Annotated in this window: 17 protein-coding genes; 13 read left to right on the forward strand and 4 right to left on the reverse strand. The window is 40.1% G+C overall.

Features of this window, described 5'->3' with window-relative positions; translation table 11 throughout:
• Positions 1–26 precede the first annotated feature (26 nt).
• Positions 27–2,333 (forward strand): RelA/SpoT family protein, encoded by a 2,307-nt coding sequence (locus AC1M9J_RS08440; RefSeq protein ID WP_035265331.1) that lies wholly within the window; start codon positions 27–29, stop codon positions 2,331–2,333.
• A gap of 55 nt (positions 2,334–2,388) precedes the next feature.
• Here the strand turns inward: AC1M9J_RS08440 and AC1M9J_RS08445 are convergent, their stop codons facing one another.
• Both AC1M9J_RS08445 and AC1M9J_RS08450 read right to left on the reverse strand, forming a co-directional pair.
• Positions 2,389–2,820, reverse strand: a complete 432-nt coding sequence (locus AC1M9J_RS08445; RefSeq protein ID WP_035265332.1) for a hypothetical protein — start codon at positions 2,818–2,820, stop codon at positions 2,389–2,391.
• 79 nt (positions 2,821–2,899) lie between these two features.
• Positions 2,900–3,676, reverse strand: a complete 777-nt coding sequence (locus AC1M9J_RS08450) for an SDR family oxidoreductase (protein WP_481607825.1) — start codon at positions 3,674–3,676, stop codon at positions 2,900–2,902.
• Positions 3,677–3,783: 107 nt separating this feature from the next.
• On the opposite strand from AC1M9J_RS08450, the gene mazG reads away from it, so the two are divergent.
• The 9 genes from mazG (at position 3,784) to yjgA (ending at position 10,462) form a co-directional block, all read left to right on the forward strand.
• Positions 3,784–4,578 carry a nucleoside triphosphate pyrophosphohydrolase gene (gene mazG, locus AC1M9J_RS08455; RefSeq protein WP_481587553.1) on the forward strand — a complete coding sequence of 265 codons (795 nt, stop codon included), beginning with the start codon at positions 3,784–3,786 and terminating at the stop codon, positions 4,576–4,578.
• On the forward strand, positions 4,571–4,981 hold the full coding sequence (locus AC1M9J_RS08460) for a ComEA family DNA-binding protein (protein ID WP_035265336.1): 411 nt from the start codon (positions 4,571–4,573) through the stop codon (positions 4,979–4,981). Before mazG ends, AC1M9J_RS08460 begins: the two co-directional genes overlap by 8 nt.
• 153 nt (positions 4,982–5,134) lie before the next feature.
• Positions 5,135–6,592 (forward strand): polynucleotide adenylyltransferase PcnB, encoded by a 1,458-nt coding sequence (gene pcnB / locus AC1M9J_RS08465; RefSeq protein ID WP_481952157.1) that lies wholly within the window; start codon positions 5,135–5,137, stop codon positions 6,590–6,592.
• Entirely contained in the window at positions 6,589–7,077 is a 489-nt protein-coding gene (gene folK, locus AC1M9J_RS08470) for a 2-amino-4-hydroxy-6-hydroxymethyldihydropteridine diphosphokinase (RefSeq protein ID WP_035265339.1), read from the forward strand. Before pcnB ends, folK begins: the two co-directional genes overlap by 4 nt.
• 40 nt (positions 7,078–7,117) lie before the next feature.
• Positions 7,118–7,927: a 3-methyl-2-oxobutanoate hydroxymethyltransferase gene (panB, locus tag AC1M9J_RS08475; RefSeq protein WP_481591533.1), complete on the forward strand. Its 810-nt coding sequence runs from the start codon at positions 7,118–7,120 to the stop codon at positions 7,925–7,927.
• Positions 7,928–7,929: 2 nt separating this feature from the next.
• Positions 7,930–8,769: a pantoate--beta-alanine ligase gene (panC, locus tag AC1M9J_RS08480; protein ID WP_481952158.1), complete on the forward strand. Its 840-nt coding sequence runs from the start codon at positions 7,930–7,932 to the stop codon at positions 8,767–8,769.
• A 39-nt stretch (positions 8,770–8,808) separates the two neighbouring features.
• Positions 8,809–9,660 carry an RNase adapter RapZ gene (gene rapZ, locus AC1M9J_RS08485; protein WP_035265345.1) on the forward strand — a complete coding sequence of 284 codons (852 nt, stop codon included), beginning with the start codon at positions 8,809–8,811 and terminating at the stop codon, positions 9,658–9,660.
• Entirely contained in the window at positions 9,657–9,926 is a 270-nt protein-coding gene (locus AC1M9J_RS08490) for an HPr family phosphocarrier protein (protein ID WP_035265349.1), read from the forward strand. The genes rapZ and AC1M9J_RS08490 overlap by 4 nt, the downstream gene beginning before the upstream one ends.
• Before the next feature lie 2 nt (positions 9,927–9,928).
• A complete protein-coding gene (gene yjgA, locus AC1M9J_RS08495; protein WP_035265351.1) occupies positions 9,929–10,462 on the forward strand; it encodes a ribosome biogenesis factor YjgA in 534 nt (177 codons plus the stop codon).
• Between the two features lie 57 nt (positions 10,463–10,519).
• Here yjgA and AC1M9J_RS08500 read toward each other — a convergent pair whose 3' ends face one another.
• On the reverse strand, positions 10,520–12,160 hold the full coding sequence (locus tag AC1M9J_RS08500) for an acyl-CoA synthetase (RefSeq protein WP_481587552.1): 1,641 nt from the start codon (positions 12,158–12,160) through the stop codon (positions 10,520–10,522).
• A gap of 264 nt (positions 12,161–12,424) precedes the next feature.
• Here AC1M9J_RS08500 and AC1M9J_RS08505 point away from each other — a divergent pair, with 264 nt between their 5' ends.
• From AC1M9J_RS08505 to AC1M9J_RS08515, 3 genes are read left to right on the forward strand one after another with little or no spacing between them, the layout of a single operon-like run.
• A complete protein-coding gene (locus AC1M9J_RS08505; RefSeq protein WP_481610011.1) occupies positions 12,425–14,167 on the forward strand; it encodes a neutral/alkaline non-lysosomal ceramidase N-terminal domain-containing protein in 1,743 nt (580 codons plus the stop codon).
• Positions 14,164–15,453, forward strand: coding sequence for a D-arabinono-1,4-lactone oxidase (locus tag AC1M9J_RS08510; RefSeq protein WP_481591530.1), 1,290 nt, complete (start codon positions 14,164–14,166; stop codon positions 15,451–15,453). The genes AC1M9J_RS08505 and AC1M9J_RS08510 overlap by 4 nt, the downstream gene beginning before the upstream one ends.
• Before the next feature lie 3 nt (positions 15,454–15,456).
• A complete protein-coding gene (locus AC1M9J_RS08515) occupies positions 15,457–16,656 on the forward strand; it encodes an alanine racemase (RefSeq protein WP_481587549.1) in 1,200 nt (399 codons plus the stop codon).
• 58 nt (positions 16,657–16,714) lie between these two features.
• Here AC1M9J_RS08515 and AC1M9J_RS08520 read toward each other — a convergent pair whose 3' ends face one another.
• Positions 16,715–18,334, reverse strand: coding sequence for a glutamate synthase-related protein (locus tag AC1M9J_RS08520; RefSeq protein WP_481952159.1), 1,620 nt, complete (start codon positions 18,332–18,334; stop codon positions 16,715–16,717).
• Positions 18,335–18,552: the final 218 nt, after the last annotated feature.

Raw genomic sequence — 18,552 nt, forward strand, 5'->3', positions numbered from 1 at the left:
GATTAGATTTAAAAAAGGAGAAGGGTATGGTCACAGTACGTGAGCAGTTACCTGGACGACTGACTGAGTTGTCTGAGGAAACGACTGTAGAACATGCCGCTGAAGCGCAACTTGGTTTAGCAACTTGGCTAGACCGTGCGCGGATTATTTTAGACGGTGCAGAACTTAAAAAATTAGAAGAAGTCGCTCTTAGTGTTTTAAAAAAAGAACTGACTTCTGATCACCATCATAAAACCAATACCTTCGCGACTGGCTTAGGTATGGCAGATATTTTGGCTCACCTACATGTTGATGAAGATACTTTGTCAGCAGCGATGCTTTATCGTAGTGTGCGTGAGGGCATGACGTCGCTTGAGGAGATTCGTAAAAGCTTTGGTGAAAGTGTCTACAATTTGGTGAAAGGCACTTTGGCTATGGGTAAGTTGTCAGAGCTGATCGAAAAAAATAAACGTTTAGAAGATCATTTCAATAATAATCAGCGTGAACATTTAACTGGGATTTACAAGATGTTGATCTCAGTAACAGAGGATGTTCGCGTTGTATTAATCAAGTTGGCTGAGCGTACGCTGGCTTTGCGTGAGTTGGCAAACTCTCCAAAAGAGCGTCAAGAGCGTGTCGCACGAGAAATTTTAACCATTTACTCACCCTTGGCGCATCGTCTTGGTATCGCGCAGTTAAAATGGGAACTTGAAGATCTTGCATTCCGTTATTTAGCACCAGAGCGCTATAAAGAAATTGCATCTTTGCTCAATGAAAAACGCTTAGAGCGCGAACAATATATTCAATTCGTGGTCGATAAACTGAAAAGTGAGTTGCTGAAGCATGGTATTGAGGCTGAAATCTCAGGTCGTGTGAAACACATTTATTCGATTTATCGAAAAATGAAAAGCAAGAACTTAAGTTTCGATCAGCTATATGACATTCGAGCTGTTCGTGTACTGGTTCAGAATGTATCTGAGTGTTATCACGCTTTGGGGATCGTACACCAAATCTGGCGTCATATTCCCCATCAGTTTGATGATTACATCACTAACCCGAAAGCCAATGGTTACCGCTCTTTACATACCGCAGTGATTGCTGAAAATAAATCTTTAGAGATTCAAATCAGAACCACTGAAATGCATGAAGAAGCTGAGTTAGGCGTTTGTTCTCATTTCAATTATAAGGAAGGTGCGAAAACTACAGATTATTCATTTAATCATCGTTTACACTCTTTACGTTCGGTGCTTGAGCATTATCAAGAACGAAATGAAGCAGGTGCGCATCCGAATGAAGACGAAACTGAAAATTTCAATCAGCTTCAAGATTTTGAAGATTTTGAAAAAATTTATGTTTTTAGTCGTGATGGTGACATTAAAGAATTACCGCGTAATTCAACCGTTTTAGATTTTGCATACCATGTGCATACGGAGGTTGGCAACAAGTGTTATGCAGCACGTGTGAACCAACGTTATGTGCCACTGACTTATACATTAAAAACAGGTGAACAAGTCGAGATTCTGACCAAGAAAGATCGTGAGCCAAATCGTGATTGGTTGGTGAACTCTTTAGGTTATATCAAGACAGCACGTGCAAGAGACAAGTTGCGCCATTGGTTCAGACAGCAAGACCGTAGTAAGAACTTAGAAGTCGGTCGAGAGATTCTCACCAAGGAATTATCACGTCTTGCAATTCACCCAAAAAGTATTGATTTGAGTGATTATTGTGCTCACTTTAATGTTAAAACAGGTGAGGACATTCTTGTATCCTTGGTGAGTGGAGATATCAGTCTCCATGCATTGATTAATCAAGTCAATCGTCATATGCACTTGGATCAAGATGAGCCTGAGTTAGTGCTGAAGCCAGCATTAAATCCACGGGCGAGTCATACATTATCAGCGCATGGGATTCTGATTGACGGTTTGGATAATGTTGAACTACATATTGCACAATGTTGTCAGCCTGTTCATGGTGAGTCGATTGCTGGATATATCACACTCAATCGTGGCGTGAGTATTCATAAGGTGGCTTGTCCGGATTATGTGCGTATGATCAGCCAAGAACCTGAACGCGCTGTTGAAGCAGATTGGGAAATGCAACCGACAAGAGGACAGAGTGTCCAAATTGTGGTTGAGGCTTATGATCGTCGAGGACTGCTGAAGGATCTAACCCAAGTGATTTTTTCAGATCAGATTAATATTCGCCAAGTGAATACTATTTCGGAAGCGGATGGTATTGCCAATATGAAACTATTGATTGAGGTCAAAGGTTTGGCTCAATTGTCTCGCTTGTTGGCTCGATTGGAACAGCAACCAGGCATCATTAGCGCAAGACGTTTGGTTCAAGGAAATTAAAAAAAAGCCTGCTTTAGCAGGCTTTTTTATGACTGATCACTCAAATAGAGTTAAATCAGATTTTGCATTTTTTAGAACCTTGATAGATTCCAATATTATCGATGTTTGCTTGCGATGCAGCTTTGATCTGTTGCTGTAATGGAATATTTGCAGCATCAGAAGTATCGCTTTCACCCGCTACAGAGTTTGCAACTTGCCCCATTTTTGTTGCTTTTTCTGAGTTGCCACCGAAAGTAGATAATGCATTACCTGCCATACCCGCCCATTTGCTCAATGATTTAGCTGGCGTTTGGGTTGCAGCAGCTGCAATATTTTTATCAGCATTTTCTAAGTTACGCTTAGCATTGGCTTTTTCAACAGCTAGTGTTGCACAATCCATTGCCTTGAGTTCAGCAGTTGAGTGTTGTTTCGTTGGTAGTTCACCCGAAGCTTGAGCAAGAGTCGTTGTTAAAGCAGTAGCGATAGCTAAAGTTAAAATTTTTTTCATTATATATTCTCATTTGTAACGCATTGTTATAAATGCCCCTGTTGGGGCGAGAGAATATTACACAAATGTGACTAATTTGTCATTTCTTTTTACTTAATATTAAATTTGTCACTCTATTGATCAATTGAGGACTGAATCTTGACAGGTGATACATCAGTTCAGTTTTGATGCCAACAGTATGGTGAGTCACGGTTAAGTGATGGTTTTTTAAACGTGCGACACGGTAAATTTCCTGAGCAACGTCTTGGGCGCTGAGACTGACTCCTATATTTTGAATCGTACCCGCATCCATGCCTTTTACCATGGCAGTCTGAACAAATAATGGCATGATGTCTAATACGCGTATTCCATATTTTTGCCATTCAACATCAAGACCTTCTGTAATGCCGCGAACAGCAAATTTACTTGCTGAATAGGACACTAAATCAGCTTGACCATAGATAGCAGAAGCAGAGGACATATTGATGATACGTGCGTGGGAGGCCTGTTTTAAGAAAGGGAGCGCAGCGTGACAGCCATTGAGAACGCCGTTAACATTGATATTAAATGTTCGATGATGCGATGAGATATCTGTATTTTCGAATGCCCCTGAATATAAGATGCCAGCATTATTTAATAATATATTTATTTCACCAGCCCATTCGTTGAACTCAGTTAAAGCACTTTGCCATTGGTCGTATTGGGAAACATCTAGCAAACCCGCTTTAGCATTTGGCCCTAAAGATTGAGCCAATTGTTCAGCTTGTTCGAGATTGATGTCATAAATACCGACTTTATAACCTTGCTGATAGAATAGTTTTGCGGTAGCTGCGCCAATCCCTTGTGCTGCGCCACTGATAAAAATGCTAGATGTCATCGAAAATCCTTGTTGTTTTACATCATTTTATGTTCCTAGTTGAGCATAAGATTGTTCATTGAATCAACAATAACTTTAAACTCATCATTCACTAGAGATCAACTTTCATGGAAAAACTTTTAAATATCATGCAAGAGCTTCGTGCGAAATGTCCATGGGATCAAAAACAAACGCCTGAAAGCTTGACTCGCTATGCGATTGAAGAAGCTTATGAGGTTGAAGAAGCAGTTCGATCACAAAATACAGCGCATGTAAAAGAGGAATTAGGAGATCTTCTGCTGCAAGTTGTATTTCAATCGCAAATGTATAGTGAGCAAGGAGCATTTAATTTTCATGATGTGGTGGAAACACTGTGCGACAAGTTGATTCGAAGACATCCTCATGTCTTTCAATCGGCTCAATTTGAACAACTGAATGAACAGCAGGTGAGTGAACTTTGGCAAAAAATTAAGGCTGAAGAGAAAAAAGACAAAACTAAATCACGTTTAGATGAAATTAAAGCGGGTCCTGCCTTAGATCAAGCCGAACAAATTCAAAAAAATGTAGCTCAGATTGGATTTGATTTCGAAAATGTTGAGCAAGCGTATGAAAAGTTAGATGAAGAGTTATCTGAATTGAGAGAGGCGCTCAACCATCAAAATTCCGACGAAATACAAGAGGAGTTTGGAGATTGTTTATTTTCTTTAATCAATGTTGGACGTAAAATCGGCATTTCAAGTGAGATGGCTCTACTTGGAACCATCCACAAATTTAAACAACGTTTTTCATACATTGAGTTGCAGGCAAAAAATAGAAATACGCCCATTGAAAATATGAGTCTCAAAGAAATGGACCAATTGTGGGATCAGGCAAAAGTGTATCTAAAGCAACATAACAATAAAATTCAGGTTCAACATGAATAGCATCATTTCTTTTCTTCTTCTGATATTTACTGCATGTGTGAGTTTAATCAGTTCGGCATATCCACAACAGTTTGATCAATCTTACTTAAAATGGAAAGCAGAGCAAGAAGCTCATGATCAACGACTTAACCGGCAAAGTGCGAACCATTATTTATCTCGACCAGCCGTAAATACATCATCAAAGCAATCAGCTGGTGGTGTCGGGCAATCAACTAAAGTTCGTCTTAATACGGCTTCAATGGTTGAACTACAAATGATTAAAGGAGTGGGTGAGAAGAAAGCTGCTGCAATTATTGAGTATCGGCAAAAGCATGGCAGTTTTAAGTCAGTAGATGAACTTCAAAATGTCAAAGGAATAGGTCCAAAGTTTATCGAAAAGAATCGCAACCAGTTAGCCCTCTAACACATTTTTATAGAGGTCAAATGGCACTAAGGGGTGTTGAAATTTAATCAATTTTGACGGTGAATCTTGGAGAATAAAATTGCCCTTTGATTGTGTTAGAGCTATGATTAGCACAATTATGATTTTACGTTCTGACGTAGGAGACAGCGTCTTTTGCAAACTTTGCACGCGTCAAAGTGCGGTTTATCCACTGCACAATTACCTTCTTCCATTTTAGATGTTATTGATTCTTTAACTAAAGCCGGCTATGAAGCTTATATCGTCGGTGGTGGTGTCCGTGATTTGATGCTTGGACTTGCGCCTAAAGATTTCGATGCTGTAACCAATGCGACACCTTCACAAATCAAAGAAGTATTTGGTCGTCGTTGCCGAATTATTGGTCGTCGTTTTGAGTTGGCTCATGTCTATTCTGGTCGTGAATTAATTGAAGTGGCCACTTTCCGAGCTCCTCCTAAAAAAGCAGTGACTTCTGCTGCAGGGATGATTCTAAGAGATAATAATTGGGGCTCAATTGAGGAAGATTTTGCTCGTCGAGATTTCTCAATCAATGCGATGTATTACCAACCGCGTAAGGGTATCGTTCTTGATTTCTGTAACGCTATTGATGATATAAAAACAAAAACATTGCGTTTATTGGGTGATCCAAAGTTACGCTTTGAAGAAGATCCAGTTCGTATGTTACGAACACTGAGATTTGCTGCGAAACTTAACTTTAAAATTGATCATGCAATTTTAGACGTATTTACACCTGAAGCAACCTTGCTTTTACGTGATGTATCACCACATCGTTTATATGATGAATCTCAAAAGTTATTCACAATGGGGCATTTGAATCGTGTGCTCCCGATGTTGATTGAGTTTGGAATCTGGAAGCAATTATTTGCAGATATTCCTCCTCATATTGATGCATTTATTGAACGTGCAGCGAAAAATACAGATCAGCGAATTCAAATTGGTAAAACGATCAACCCTGCATTTTTCTATGCGGTATTGTTGTGGAAACCATTCCTTGAGCGTTGTGATTTTTATATGCACAAAGGTGTTGTGGCAGCTGAAGCACGTGCTCAAGCTGGCTTAGATGTGCTGAAGCGCCAAGCGACACGCACGATTATCCCGCGTTTTGCAGAAACATTTATTCGTGAAGTTTGGGAAATGCAAACTCGTTTGTTGAACCCAAAACCTCAGCAAATTGAAGCACTCTCAGGTCATGCTCGTTTTAGAGCAGGTTTTGACTTTATGTTGCTGCGTGAAAAGTCTGGAGATCAGACGACCAATGGCATGGGTCAATGGTGGGATGCTTATCAGTTGATGTCTTTGGACGAAAAAGAGCGTGTGATTGCGCAGTACAATCGTCAACGGACTAAATCACGACGTAAAGTTGCCATGACCGAAGATGTTGCGGAAACAAAGCCTCAGCAGATTGAACCGCTAGTTAAAGAAACGGAGTCACGTAGCCGCCGCAGTCGTAAGGCCGCTTCAGCGAATGAGCGAAGAACAGAGCAAAATGCGAGTATCGCTTTGGATAATGGTATTGCAGCTGATCATCCTATTTTGAAGCGTAAACGTGTCAAACGCGATTTAAATACAGTGGTGTTTGGTCCTATCCAATGACAGTACGAACATATATTGGACTGGGAAGTAATTTAGGTGATTCTCAGCAGTTGATGGCAGAAGCCTATACGAAACTGGCAATGCTGGGTGTGGTGAAAGCATCAAGGCTTTATCATAGTCCACCTATGGGTCCTCAAGACCAACCACATTACCACAATGCGGTCGTTCGTTTAGATACGAGTCTAACGGCGCTTGAATTATTGGATGAATTACAAAAAATAGAAAATGAAGCAGGGCGGGTGCGTTTACGTCGTTGGGGTGAACGCACACTCGATTTAGATCTATTGTTATATGGTGATCAAACGATTCAAAATGATCGCTTAACTGTTCCGCATATCGGGATATTTGAGCGAGATTTTGTCATACTGCCGTTATTAGATCTGGATGTCGAATTAGAAATTCATGGACAGAAAATTCGAGAAACGAATATTGCAAAACACAGCCAATTGGATGTTTTAGCAGATTCATCTTGGATCAATATTTAAACTTTAAAATGTTCTAAGGAACTGTGTTAGAGGACATCTTATGATCAGTCTGAGCGATTTAAGACAATTCAAACAGCAAGGTCGAAAATTTTCATGTCTGACTTGTTATGACGCCAGTATGGCGAAGGCAATGGAAATTGCTGAAATAGATACCATTTTAATTGGTGATTCGCTTGGGATGACTATTCAAGGCCATGATTCAACGTTGCCTGTGAATGTGGAAGATATGGTCTATCACACCTCAGTTGTACGTCGTGGAAATAACCATGCTTTCATCTTAACTGATCTTCCTTTTATGAGTTATGCCACACTCAATGATGCATTAGTAAACTCGAAAAAAGTGATGCAAGCTGGCGCACAAATGGTCAAGCTTGAAGGTGGTGCTTGGCTTGCTGAAACGGTAGAAGTGTTGACTCGCAATGGTATTCCAGTGTGTATCCATCTTGGATTAACGCCACAATCCGTTCATGTATTTGGTGGCTATAAATTACAAGCCAAAACGCGTGAAGCTGCGGATCAACTGATTGCTGATTGTAAAGCCGTTGTTGAGGCTGGGGCTGCAGTGTTATTGCTAGAGTGTGTACCTGCACAATTGGGTCAAGAAATTACAGAACTATTTCCGCATGTACCTGTGATTGGTATTGGTGCTGGGGCACAAACCGATGGGCAAGTTCTGGTTGTTCAAGATATGCTGGGATTAAACTTCGGTCGTGTTGCACGTTTTGTACGTAATTTTATGAAAGAACAGTCTGGTGAAACAGCCATTCTTGATGCAATCAAATCGTATCATGCTGCTGTACTAGATCAATCTTTCCCTGCTAAAGAACATACGTTCCAAGTTGAGCTTTAATCATGAAAACTGAAACAACAATCCATGGTTTAACCGCATCACTTCATGCTGCTCGTCAAGCACGAAAGACTATTGGTTTTGTCCCGACCATGGGGAATCTACATCAAGGTCACTTAAATTTAGTACGTGAAGCACGTAAATTATGTGATGTGGTTGTGGTCAGTATTTTTGTGAATCCGATTCAATTTGGCCCAAATGAAGATTATGACAGTTACCCACGCACACTTGATCAAGATAGTCAGTTGTTGGCTGAAGAGGGTTGTGACATTATTTTTGCACCTTCAGTTGAGCAAATGTATGGCAGTCAACCTCGCTTAACTAACATTAGTGTCGGTCAAATTACCAATGATTTATGTGGTGCTCAACGTCCGGGGCACTTTGATGGTGTTGCGGTAGTGGTAACGAAGTTATTTAATATCGTACAACCACATTTTGCATTTTTTGGTCAAAAAGACTACCAGCAGTTGGCTGTGATTAAGACAATGGTACGTGACTTGAACATGCCGATTGAAATTATTGGTGTGCCAATTACACGTGCTGAAGATGGTTTGGCATTAAGTTCACGTAATGGTTATCTTTCGGTTGAACATCGTCAAATTGCACCAGTGATTTATCAATCTTTAAAAACTGCTGAAACAAATTTAAAACAAGGTCAAGCGCTTACAGAGGTTCTTGCTGAGATAAAATCAACTTTAAGTAATGCTGGCTTTGTCGTGGATTATGTTGAAGCACGTAATCCAATGTTGCAGGCAGTTGAGCAATTTGACCAAGATATTGTGTTATTTGTTGCTGCGAAAATTGGCTCGACACGCTTGATCGACAATTTACAAATCAGTCATTAAAACAGGATTAAACTCGATGATGATCGTCAGGTGTGGTGCATGAAGCGAATTCTTATTGTTACAGGACAATCCGGTTCAGGGAAGTCATCTGCATTGCAGGTTCTCGAAGATTTAGGTTATTACTGTATCGATAATTTGCCGCTAGCATTACTTCCTGAGATCGTTGGAAAGTTAGATCAAGAAAATAATTTAGAACAATTGGCTTTAGGGGTTGATGTTCGGAGTACACGCGCTGATTTGCAAGAATTTGAGCAAGTTTATCAGCAACTGGAAAAACATGGTGAGGTCGAGGTGATTTATCTCACCACCAAAGATCAAGAGTTAATTGCTCGTTTTAGTGCCTCGCGTCGACCTCATCCACTGGCGAATCGTTTTAAAAGTCTGAATGAGTGCATTCAGGAAGAGAAACAATTACTGTTGCCGATTCAATTAAGAGCAACTGTACAGATTGATACATCAGATAAAAGTGTCCATGATCTTAAAGATACATTATTATCCCGCTTAGGGCAGGTAGATAACTTAATTGTTATTTTACAGTCTTTTGGATATAAGCATGGTATTCCGTTGGATGCTGATTTTATTTTTGATGTGCGGCATTTACCCAATCCACATTGGGATTTAGAGCTTAGAAAATATTCGGGTTTAGATGAGCCCATTGAAAAATTCCTGACATCATTTGACCAAGTGAATATGATGTTTGAGGATTTAAAGCAATTTTTAGAGAAGTGGTTGCCTGCCTTTGCAGAAGGGCATCGCCATTACATTACGGTTTCGATTGGATGTACAGGTGGTCAGCACCGCTCTGTATTTATTGTGGATAGACTCAAAAAGGCGCTTGAGGCACAATGGTCTATTCAGGTCTTGCATAGAGAAATGAAGCACTGGTCATGATTGACACAACTGTTGACGTAATTAACAAATTAGGATTACATGCGCGTGCGTCAGGCAAGCTCATTGAGGTCACTACCAAATTTCGAAGTTCGATTAAAATTGGTAAGGGCGATAAATTAGTCGATGCCAAAAATATTATGTCTTTGCTCATGCTCGGTGCAGGCAAAGGAACTACATTAAGACTAGTGATTGAAGGGGCAGATGAAGAGAAAGCTTTGTCTGAAGTTCAAGCATTATTCGCAGCAAAATTTTACGAGGCTGAATAATCGTGGCACGTCGATCGCAACGTTTTACTGAAGATGATTTTGAGTCTTTAGAAGGACGTGCAAGTAAAACTGAACAAAAGAAAGCTGTACAACGTATGGCTGCTTTAGGGGCTCAACTTGCTGAGTTACCCAAAAAAAAGATTGAAAGCCTTCCTGTGGAAGAGCGCTTAATTGAAGCTTTATTGGATGTTCAATTGATAACATCAGGTGAGGCTCGTCGTCGTCAATTTTTGCGTATTGGTAAATTATTACGCAATGAAGACGAGAGCATGATCTTATCTTATTTGACACCTCAACAAGGGGCGAAAAAGACAGCACAATTGCACCGCTGGGTCGATCGTATGATTGCACAAGGTGAGCCTGTTATTAAAGAATTTATGAAGACTTACAATGCTGCAGAGCATCATGCAATACGTCAGCATTTACTTCGTATTGAACGTGATATTCAAAAAAACTTAGGTGAGGATGCTGTTGCACAATCTAAGTTAAATTTGCTGAATTACGTTCAGCAAGTTGCACTTATCTCTGATCGTTAATGGTCAAAAAAAAGGTCTGATGTTTCAGACCTTTTTTATTTCTTAGATGCTTAATATTTAGAGTGCAGCACGATCTTTTGCCCAATCTCGCAACACAAACTTTTGCAGTTTACCTGTTGAAGTTTTAGGGATTTCAGTAATCACTACGTCTTTAGGTACCTTGAATCGAGCAAGATGTTGTTTGCAGTATTCAATGATTTCTTCAGGTGTAGCTTGTTGCCCTTGCTTCAATTCAATAAATGCGCATGGAACTTCTTGCCAACGTGGATCAGGTTTTGCAACAACTGCAGCTGTCAGCACGGCAGGGTGTTGATAAAGTACTTCTTCCACTTCAAGTGAAGAAATATTTTCACCACCAGAAATAATCACATCTTTCGAGCGATCTGTGATTTTGGCATAACCATCAGGCTGGCATACGGCAAGATCGCCAGTATGGAACCATCCACCAGCAAATGCTTCAGCGGTGGCTTCAGGATTCTTCAAGTACCCTTTCATGACAATGTTGCCACGGAACATAATTTCCCCCATGGTCTGACCATCATTCGGTACAGGCAGCATTGTTTCAGGATCCAATACTTTCATCCCATCTTGAAGTGGATAAGGTACACCTTGGCGTGAATGTAGTTGAGCTTGTTCTTGGATGCTTAAATCACTCCAGCCTGCTTGCGAAGCACATAGTGCTGATGGTCCATAGGTTTCAGTGAGACCATAGACGTGGGTAACATTGATTCCTAGATTTCGCATACCTTCAATAATGGCAGCTGGTGGCGCTGCACCAGCAACCATCACTTCGACTCGATGATTAATTTCGCGTTGTTGCTCTTTTGGTGTGTTGATCAACATGGACAATACAATTGGTGCACCGCAGAAGTAATCGACTTGATGATCCGCGATCAATTGATAGATCTGTGCTGGATCAACTTTTCGAAGACAAACATTTGTGCCACCGTTGGCGGCCATGGTCCAAGCGAAACACCATCCATTACAATGGAACAGAGGCAAAGTCCATAAATAGGTGGCACGGGGTGTCATACCACAAGCAATGATATTACTCGCTGCATTAATATAAGCCCCACGATGATGATAGACCACACCTTTTGGATTCCCAGTTGTGCCTGAGGTATAGTTTAAGCTGATGGCATCCCATTCATCCTGTGGTAATTGCCACTCAAACTCAGGATTACCTTGTGAAAGCCAAGATTCATACTCAATTTTTCCAATACGGGGCGCTTGATCATTGAATTCATATTCAGTATCTGCAACATCGATAACATAAATGTCCTGAGGAACTTGTGCTAAAGCTTCCTGTGCTAATTCTGAGAATTCAGGGTCAACTAAAAGTACTTTTGATTCAGCATGTTCAAGCATAAATGCGAGTGTTTTTGCATCTAGGCGCGTATTTAATGTATTGAGTACAGCGCCTGCCATAGGCACTGCAAAATGCGCTTCGATCATGGCTGGAATATTTGGAAGTAATACCGACACAGTATCATTTTTTTGAATACCAAGCTTTTGCAGCTGATCGGCAAATTGACGGCAACGTTTGTACTTTTCTTTCCAGCTAATCCGGCGTGTACCATGAATAATTGCATCTTGCTGAGGGTAGATATAGGCCGCACGCTCTAAATATCTGAGTGGAGAAAGGGCAACAAAATTTGCTGGCGTTCTAGGTAGTTCGTCATACGGACTTAAATTCATTTTAGTATCCATCTTCATTTTTATAATCCTGAGTAAAAGATAAGCAAAAAATAAACGGAATACATTTATCCTTTAGTCGAGCAAACGTGACATTTTGTCAATTAGGCGAAATTTCATATTTTTTAACTTCATTTTATTGCGATTTATTCGTGAAGTTGGTGATATTTATTTGTGCTGAATAATGTAATTGATCGAGAAGTAGGGTAAATTTTAAACAGATTTTAAGTTTCAAAATCGAATAATAAAAGCAAAAGGATTTTGCATATGTATATTGTTGGTTGGGGGAAAGATGAAATTAACATCGAACCCAAAGGCTATGCCATGTTTGGCTATGGGATGTGGCATCACCGTGCCTATAAAAAAAGAACTGCGCTGTATGCGAGAACAGTGACCATTCAAAAAGATCAAGATGCCCCATTGATATTATGTTGTCTAGATTTTGGCTGTATTACTTCAGCAATTCGAATCAATGTAATCCAACGCTTGAATGAAACGTTGAGGGATTGTTTCGATCCGCATCGTTTGGTCCTAATGGCAACGCATACCCATTCAGGTCCAGGCGGTTGTGGTTATGAAGCTCTTTATAATATGCCGACACCAGGATTTGTGCCTGAGCACCTTGATGCAGTTGTGGATGCTGTGCAATCCAGTATTCAACAGGCATTATTCAATCGCGATTTTACAGAGATTCGATTAGCGACAATTGACATTCCTGAGCAAGTCCCTGTGGCATGGAATCGCTCGATAAAAGCGTATAATCGAAATCTCGATACTGCATTCGTCGATGAATCTGAAACTTACAAAGCAATCAATCGACAAATGCAAGTCCTTGGCTTTTATCGTGGGGAAAAGCTTCATTCTCTGTTGTCACTTTTTGGTGTGCATGCGACATGTTTGGGCAATCAATTAGACGCTCATGATGGTGATAATAAAGGCTATGCCGCAACACTTTCGGAAGAGACCTTAAGTGCTGCTGGGGTGGATGGACCAGTTTGTATATTTGCGCAAGCAACAGCAGGCGATGTGTCACCACACTTCCATGGAAAGAATCAGACTAAGATCAGAAAAAAGATAAAAGGTGAAGCAGAATACATCTATGCGAGAAACAATGGTCGTATACAGAGTGAGTATGCTTTAGCCGCTTTACTTGAGAAACAGAATCAAAACATCCAATATCAAGATTTGGATGCAGTACTCGAGTATGTGGATATGGCAAATACTGTGGCTGATCCAGAGTTTTCAGGTGGATATAGCAATGCGATAACAAGCCAAGCTTGTCATGGGACAGCATTTATTGCGGGCACACCAGTCGATGGTGTGGGTGCTGCAAAGCCATTGATCATGGCTATGAATTTACTTTCAAAACAATTCAAACGAAGTAAATTGAATTCAAAAGATCCAGTGGAAAGTGCTTATTATCAGAAGCTTTATCATGCTCAAGGACCCAAAAATATTATTTTTGAATCGGGTCAGCATCGGATATTAGGAAAAAAATTAGGTTCACTTCCTGGTGTTTTAGATCCACTCATTGCTGAAATGAATGCTCAAGTTCACGCCGGCGCAATTCAAGAAAGCGATTTAGTGCCACATATTGTGCCAATTCAGCTCATTCGAATCGGTCAACTTTTTTTGGTATGTGTTCCCGGAGAGTTTACAACAACTTCAGGTAAGCGCGTATTAAATACCATTCAGAAAAGTGTATTACCGACATTTCCTAACGCAAAAATTTGGTTTGCATCTTATTGTAATGACTATATGGGCTATGTCACGACATTCGAAGAATATCAAGAACAAGCCTATGAAGGTGGACACACTTTATTTGGTCAATGGACTTTGGCAGCTTTTCAAACCTATTTTAAACATTTGGCTAAACAGATTTGTTTGCCACCTGAACAACGTCAATTATCAAATTGCGTACCTAAAGCAGTACCTCAAAAAGAATTAGAGAAAAGAACCAATCGGGGAAATGTTCAAACCGCCGTTGCACAAAAGGAGTTGGCAACATGAGTAATCTGACACATCATTATTGGTCTAACTGGTCGGGATATTGCCACTCAAACCCGCAACATATCTTATATCCAGACCAATTACATGAATTACAGGATATTGTGATTCAACATCCTAAAGTTCGTGTGGTTGGTGCAGGGCACTCATTTACTCCGTTGGTAAAAACGGATGCGTCTATTATTTCTTTAGACCGATTTTCAAGTGTCTTAAATGCTGATCAGGCTAAATGCCAAGCGACGTTATGGGCAGGTACTCGACTATTCAATTTAGGCCAGCATCTTGCGCCTTATGAGCAGTCGCTTATGAATCAGGGTGATATTGATCAACAAAGTTTAGCTGGTGCTGTATCTACAGGAACACACGGGACAGGTGCAGCGCTATATTCTATTTCAGGCTATGTAGAAGATTTTGAGCTATTACAGGCAAATGGGGATTTAATCCAATGCTCAAAGACGGAGAACCCTGAAATTTTTCAGGCAGGTAGAGTATCGTTGGGATCGCTCGGGATATTAACGAAAATAACCATGCAAAACCGCCCTAGATATAAATTGAAAGAGAAAATTCATTTAGCCCCTGTAGAAGAAAGCCTTGATCAATTTCTCCAATTGATGCACCAACATCGGCATTTGGAGTATTTTATTTTCCCTTTTACAGATCAGTTAATTTTTAAAACACTTGATGTTATAGAGGGTGAGGTGAAGCCAAGAGAAACTTCTTGGCCATCTGAGGATCAACTTTTAACATGGTGTTGTGAAATTTCTAAAAAAGCCCCTTTTTTGACGAAATATCTTCAAAAATTAGTCGGTGTTTTTGTGAAGCCAACAGAATTCATTGATTGGTCGGGTGATATTTTTGCAACACCTCGGAATACCAAATTCAATGAAATGGAATATCAAATTCCAATTGAGAATGGTATTCAATGCATCAAAGAAGTGATTGCAACGTTTAGAAAATATCAAATAAATTCTTTTTTCCCTATCGAATTCCGCGTGGTCAAAGGGGACGATATTTGGCTAAGTCCTTTCTATCAGCAAGACAGTATTTCGATTTCAATCCATCAATATTATAAGCAGTCACCTCAAAAAGTATTTGATCTTATTGAGCCGATTTTTCAAAAATATCGAGGCCGTCCACACTGGGCTAAGATGCATCAACTGTCTCACCAAGAGATGCGAGCTCTTTATCCGAAATGGAATGAATTTATGCAAATCAGAGAAGCGCTCGATCCCCATCGAAAGTTTCTCAATCCCTATCTTGAAAAACTATTACTTGGGCAACAAGGATGAGAGATGAATAGTTTTTTTAATCAAATGAATGATGATTTGCGGGCACATGGTTTAGGTCAACCTATGCTCTTGATCGATGACGATGCATTAAACTTTAATATTGCTTATGTAAAACAGCAGCTAGCTTCGGCAAAGCACTTAAAACCGCGGTTAGTCGTTAAATCTTTGGCTTGTTTGCCTTTGTTAAAAAAGCTAAGTTTCGATTTAGACACCCAACACTTTATGGTATTTCATATTGATCACTTACAATTGATGTTCAATCATTTTGATCAAGCTGATTTACTCTTTGGCAAGCCGATGCCAATTCGTGCAGTAGAAAGGTTTTATCAAAACCATCACACGCCAATCAAATGCAAGATACATTGGTTAATTGATTCCTTTGCTCGTTTGCAACAATATCATGCCTTGGCTGATCAACTGGGATTTAGCTTCAATATCAATCTTGAAATTGATGTGGGATTACATCGTGGAGGCGTTCAAAATTCTGCTGAATTTATACAAATGCTCAATTATATTCAGCAGCATCAAAAAACGCTAAATTTAAGTGGTTTAATGGGCTACGATGCGCATGTTACTAAACTACCTAAGATGGTGAAGCGTCCAGAAACAGCTTATGCTGAGTCTCAACATATTTATCAAAATTATCAGCACATCTTAAAACACCAATTCCCAGATTTAAATCATGCTCAGCTGTGTTTTAACGGAGGAGGAAGTCCAACCTTTAGTTTTCACGTGAAACATAGTGTGTGTAATGATCTGTCATTTGGCTCAATGTTGCTAAAGCCCAGCGATTTTGATTCTGAACATCTTTCTTTGCTTAAACCCGCTTTATATATTGCGAGTCCCGTACTGAAAGTATTAGACGAAGTCTCATTGCCAGGGATACCTTCATTTAAAAAAATAAAATTCTTTCAGAAGCATCAAGCGGTTTTTATCTACGGTGGCTATTGGATGGGTCAATATGTTTATCCAGCAAAATCTCATCCTCATTTATTGTATGGACGAAGCACCAACCAGGAAATGATTTGTGTCGATCGTAAAATTGATATCCATCCTGATGACTATGTATTTATTCGACCGAGCCAGAGTGAGGTGGTCATCCCGCAGTTCAATCGCACGTACCTTTATCGAAAAGAAAATGAGTGGAATTCATCTGATTTGGAAACGAGTAGATTTGAACCTTGGGAAAATTTTAGAGAGTAGTGATTAAAAGAAAAAAAGGGATGAAGTTAATCATCCCTTTTTAGCATTGGTTTGAAATTTATTGGACGCCGCCGTAATGGATGCCCGTTAATTCACTGATTTCTTTTTTCCAAGTGGTTAAGTCATCCAAATTAAATTTACTTAAATGGTCATGCCCACAAGCACGCGCCATTACTTGCATCAACTCGACTGAAGCATTGAAGAAGTTGGCGAGTTGCTGTGCTGATTTTTCTATTTCGAGTCTTCGACGCAAATGATCTTTTTGTGTTGCAATACCGACAGAGCATTCATTTGTATTACACGCGCGCATTCCCAAACAACCAATTGCCTGCATGGCAGAGTTAGACACGGCAATGGCATCTGCACCCAGCGCTAAGGCTTTAATAAAATCAGCAGGGACACGTAAGCCACCTGTAATGACCAAACTAATGTCACGACGTCCTAAACGATCTAAATGACGGCGTGCCCGTGCTAAAGCAGGAATGGTCGGCACTGAAATATTGTCACGGAATAATGTTGGTGCTGCACCTGTACCACCACCACGACCATCTAAAATAATGTAGTCCACACCTATCGCAATCGCAGCATCAATGTCTTTTTCGATATGCTGTGCAGACAGTTTAAAGCCAATCGGAATGCCACCTGTCTGCTCGCGTATATAGTTTGCAAACTCCTTGTACTGTGAAAGTTCAGTCCAATCCGGAAAGGTTGCGGGAGAAATCGCAGATTGTCCTTCTTCTAAACCACGTACTTCTGCAATTTTTCCGACCACTTTATGCCCGGGTAGATGTCCGCCTGTTCCTGTTTTTGCTGCCTGTCCACCTTTAAAGTGAAAAGCTTGGCATTTTTTTACTTTTTCAATGTCATAGCCAAAACGACCAGAGGCCAACTCGTAAAAATATCGTGAATTCGAGGCTTGTTCATCATCTAACATTCCACCTTCACCAGAACAGATGCCAGTACCTGCCATTTCCGCACCCATTGCCAGTGCAGTTTTTGCTTCTTGCGATAAAGCTCCAAAACTCATGTCGGAAACAAATAATGGAATATTGAGTCTCAATGGTTTTTTTGCATTTGGTCCAATAATCACTTCGCTTGCAACGGGGGCATCATCCAGTAGAGGAACTTTCCAAAGTTGAGCTGTGACCAGTTGAATATCTTCCCATTTTGGAAGTTTGTCAAAAGGCACACCCATGGCTGCGGTAGGACCATGATGACCGAAATTTTTTAGACCATTTCGAGCTAATTCTAAGATGAATCTATTGTGTGGCTCTTCAGGAGCAGGCTGAGAATCTGCGTAGAGTCCTTGATAACGATCACGGTTGAATTGCTGTGGATTTCTTTTTTCCCAAGCTTCGATTTCTTCTAAGTCAACATAGACATGATCATCATGAATCCAAGCTTTAAATTTTTGCAGATTTTTATTGAGATATCTCGGGTTAATGCCAGTTTTATAGAGGTAATGAGAGCCGTGAAGGCCACATACAATTTTGTCGCCTTGAATATGGGCATCGGACATGAGTGCTCCGCGATGCTGACAACGACCATACATGACTACGACTTTTTCTTCATCATGATCTTCAAGACGAAGAACAACAAGATCCACATTGGCTGCTAAAGCATATGCGGGTTTAAGCGGCTGGAGTGTAGACCAAGCAATTAGTGGGTGAGATTTCATATGACCTGCCTAATGATTTCAGTGGGTTATATTTATTTGTTTAAAAGTATGTTGATCATCTAATAGAAAGTATAAAAGATTATTTTTCTATAATTGGGATAATATTGGTTTAAATATTAAATTGGGAATATATTTTAACTATTTTTGTCACAATTAAAACTGCTATCGCCTAATGCTCGATTAACGGTTTATTAAACAACGTGACACGTGTAAAATCT

The organism is Acinetobacter sp. ANC_7588, assembly GCF_056783995.1.